General features: G+C 59.1%; 3 protein-coding genes and 1 pseudogene. 1 reads left to right on the top strand and 3 read right to left on the bottom strand.

What is annotated here, in order from left to right; genetic code table 11:
• Positions 1-342 precede the first annotated feature (342 nt).
• The 3 genes and pseudogenes from AC1DOC_RS27805 to AC1DOC_RS27815 all read right to left on the bottom strand — a co-directional run.
• Positions 343-801, bottom strand: coding sequence for a hypothetical protein (locus tag AC1DOC_RS27805; protein WP_018904222.1), 459 nt, complete (start codon positions 799-801; stop codon positions 343-345).
• Positions 785-1,360, bottom strand: coding sequence for a nucleotidyltransferase domain-containing protein (locus AC1DOC_RS27810; protein ID WP_018904223.1), 576 nt, complete (start codon positions 1,358-1,360; stop codon positions 785-787). Before AC1DOC_RS27810 ends, AC1DOC_RS27805 begins: the two co-directional genes overlap by 17 nt.
• Before the next feature lie 476 nt (positions 1,361-1,836).
• Positions 1,837-1,960 (bottom strand): annotated as a pseudogene (locus AC1DOC_RS27815) (IS3 family transposase); the annotation flags it as partial.
• Between the two features lie 271 nt (positions 1,961-2,231).
• Between AC1DOC_RS27815 and AC1DOC_RS27820 the strand changes: the two are divergent.
• Positions 2,232-2,750 (top strand): acyltransferase family protein, encoded by a 519-nt coding sequence (locus AC1DOC_RS27820; protein WP_478130932.1) that lies wholly within the window; start codon positions 2,232-2,234, stop codon positions 2,748-2,750.
• The last annotated feature ends 84 nt before the right edge of the window (positions 2,751-2,834 follow it).

Consider the following 2,834-nt stretch of genomic DNA (forward strand, 5'->3'; position numbering starts at 1 on the left):
CTGCATCACTTACCGCGGCAGTCTCGAACTTGTTGTTCGACCTTCGCGGCTGTCCTGAATTTGTTGTTCATTTGTCAGCAATTTATTGTTCAGAGTGTCAGCAACTTGTTGTTCCCGCGGGCTTCGGCTGCCTTTCATGTCGCGGTGACTTGGGCGGGTGCCAGCGATGCGACATTTCTATTCGGGCCAGACGCGACATTACTACTCAGCCGCTACAGTTATAACAAATACAATGTATGTTATGTTAAATAAATCGGGGCATATACGAGAGCACCTCCCAGACGTTAGCGACGCGCCCGTTGACTTCGAGCCCAGCCCTCACCTTCGCGGACGCATTCGCAGTCAGGCTTGGCCAGCCGCCGGAGCCGGAACACCGGTGAGCGTGTGGGCAACCGGGAGAGTCTTGCCAAGGATGTCAATCATCGCCTGCGCTTCCGCTCGCGAGATTGGCGGGAAAGGCGAACGATACGTGGTGTCGTTGCGCCGGCCATGAGCGACGCTCACCAGCTTAATTTCGTCCGCGTCGAGGTTCAAGTCCGCTGCGGCTCGAAGAATGGCCAGGTTGCGGCCAGATTCCTTGGTTCGGACGCTATAGAACTCGAGCACTGCCTGGACTAGCGAGTAAAAGCCTTCGTAAGCGAGGATGAAGCGCTGTTTCGGCCGCTTCACATCCACGGTCCGAGCCACTTCGAGGCTCTCTGCCGCATCCTTCAGGAAGCCCTCGATGGCTCCAGGAGTCTGTGGGACCTCTTCGAGCGCGCGAGTCCTAATGAGGTTGTCGTATTCAGACGGTCTCATCATTGCGAATCAGCTCCAACTTTGGCCCTTTTGCAATCTGAGCCATGACTTGGTCACTTGAAATCAGTTCTTCCCACTCCTCTGGGTCATACAAGCTCAGATGAATGGGCCTTCCGAGCTCCTGCTCGAGGTCCAGAAGGGCATTGGTCACCTCACGTAAAGCCACACGCCCGATGACGGCCAGGTCGATGTCGCTTCGGCCGTTGTCAGAGCCTTTGGCCACAGAGCCAAAGACGAACGCCTCCCGTATGCTATCGCCAAACGGTTCAAGAGCTCGCATCAGGGGCTCCTTGACCCCGAAGGACTTGCGCGCAATGCTTCTTAGCTCGTCAAACAGGAAGAAGTCCTTGTTAGCTCGGATGCTGCGCTGACGCCCCCGCCGAGGCTCCTCAGTGAGGACTCCAGCTTGCAAAAGCCGCTCAATCTGCTGCTGAGCGCCGCCTCTGCCGCCTGCTGCCAGGTCCAGGAGCTCACTCAGCAGGAATGACCGGTCTGGGTTGGCCAGGGTGGCCGCCAGAACGCGCTGAACTGTCGGAGTGAATAAAAAGTCGGCAGAACTCATACTGATATGTCCCTCATTCAGGGATAAAGTTCCCGCCAAGGCCCTTAAACGAGGAGTGTACTACTGCTTTAAGGGACTTTAATCCCTTTGCGAGGGGCAGTCATACTTCATTTAGGGACAAGCAGCCCTGAATGAGGGAGTTAACCCGGAAGCCGAGCTGAAACGTCTACGTGGTCCGCCCGAGAAGAGCAACAGGCTTTTTGCACTGCGAGATTCAGGAAGGCGTGCGACCTTCATTCTGGCTGATGTTGCAGTGATCCTGCTGCCCAGATGACCTCGTGACCTCGTGACCTCGTGACCTCGTGACCTCGTGACCCAGTTGCCGATTTTTCTACCCCAGCAGGAGGCGCCACACGCTTCCATTGCGACCAGGCTTGGAACGCACTTGACGAAGAATTCGGTGAGTCTCGCGCGTTTGATCTGGCGCCATTGGATCTCGCCCGTATCTGCATCGAAGATGTGCAATTGGAACTCCACGCCTCCTTGGTCTTCCACGGCGCACGGCGATGGATCAACTCGGCCTTGCGGAGGCCGTTGATCGTCTCGGCCAGGGCGCTGTCATAGGGAGTCGCCCTTGCTGCCCACTGACGGCTCTATGCCAGGGACTTATCTCAGCAGTGCCGAGATTTTCTCGCTCGTCCTCGCCTGCTTTGCCAGCGGAAGCCGCCGTACAAAGGGAGCCGCCGACGTCGCGGCACCGCTATGATCATTAAGGGGCAAAGAGCGTGAGTTCAACGTCCGGTCGCCGCCGAGAGCCACCGCTGCAAAGCGGACTCCAAAAAAATGAGGGCGCGATCCCCGCGGACCGCGCCCTTCAAGACTAGCTCTGCAAGAGCGTCGCCATTTCACCGCGTGGCGTTACTTCGTAGCCTTGAACTGGGGATGGAAGCAGGCGTACTTCAGCTTCGACACGCATGTGACCGGCATTGTGCTGGGCGCCATCGCGGCGCTGGCCCGCCTGAAGGTGTCGCGGCCGACCGTCGTCATCGCCTGCATCGGCCTCGCGCTGACCGTCGCTCTTCCGTCCTTGCCCTTCGTCCGCATCACGGAGGGGGTGACCTTGCGGATCACCCTCGCGGAGCTCGCGGCCTTCGTGCTCGTCTGCCACCTCGCGGAGCACCGCGACACGCCGTTCCTGGCGTCGCGGCCGATGGTCTACATCGGCCGCCTTTCCTACGGCATCTACCTCTGGCACTTCTTGCTCATCGACATCATCGACTTCGAACGCTCGCTGCCCCCGTGGGTGCTTCTGGGTGAGGTGATCCTCGTGTCGTTCCCGCTGGCCGCTATCTGCCTGCACCTGGTCGATGTGCCAATCAAGCGGCTACGCAAAAAACTCCAGGCGCGCGATCGAAGGGATCGCACGGCGGCCGACYTCATTCGCGGTTGATACGCGTTGAGGTGCGTGGGCGCGACCTGCGACGCAAGGCTCGCCCCTCGATCTCCCGCGCGTTTGGTGCATATCGGGCACCAC

The organism is Variovorax sp. 01T439_2, assembly GCF_056398445.1.

Bases quoted from the DNA above. Each gene is read 5' to 3' on its own strand.
- AC1DOC_RS27810 (WP_018904223.1), bottom strand. From the start codon at position 1,360: ATGAGTTCTGCCGACTTTTTATTCACTCCGACAGTTCAGCGCGTTCTG.
- AC1DOC_RS27805 (WP_018904222.1), bottom strand. From the start codon at position 801: ATGATGAGACCGTCTGAATACGACAACCTCATTAGGACTCGCGCGCTC.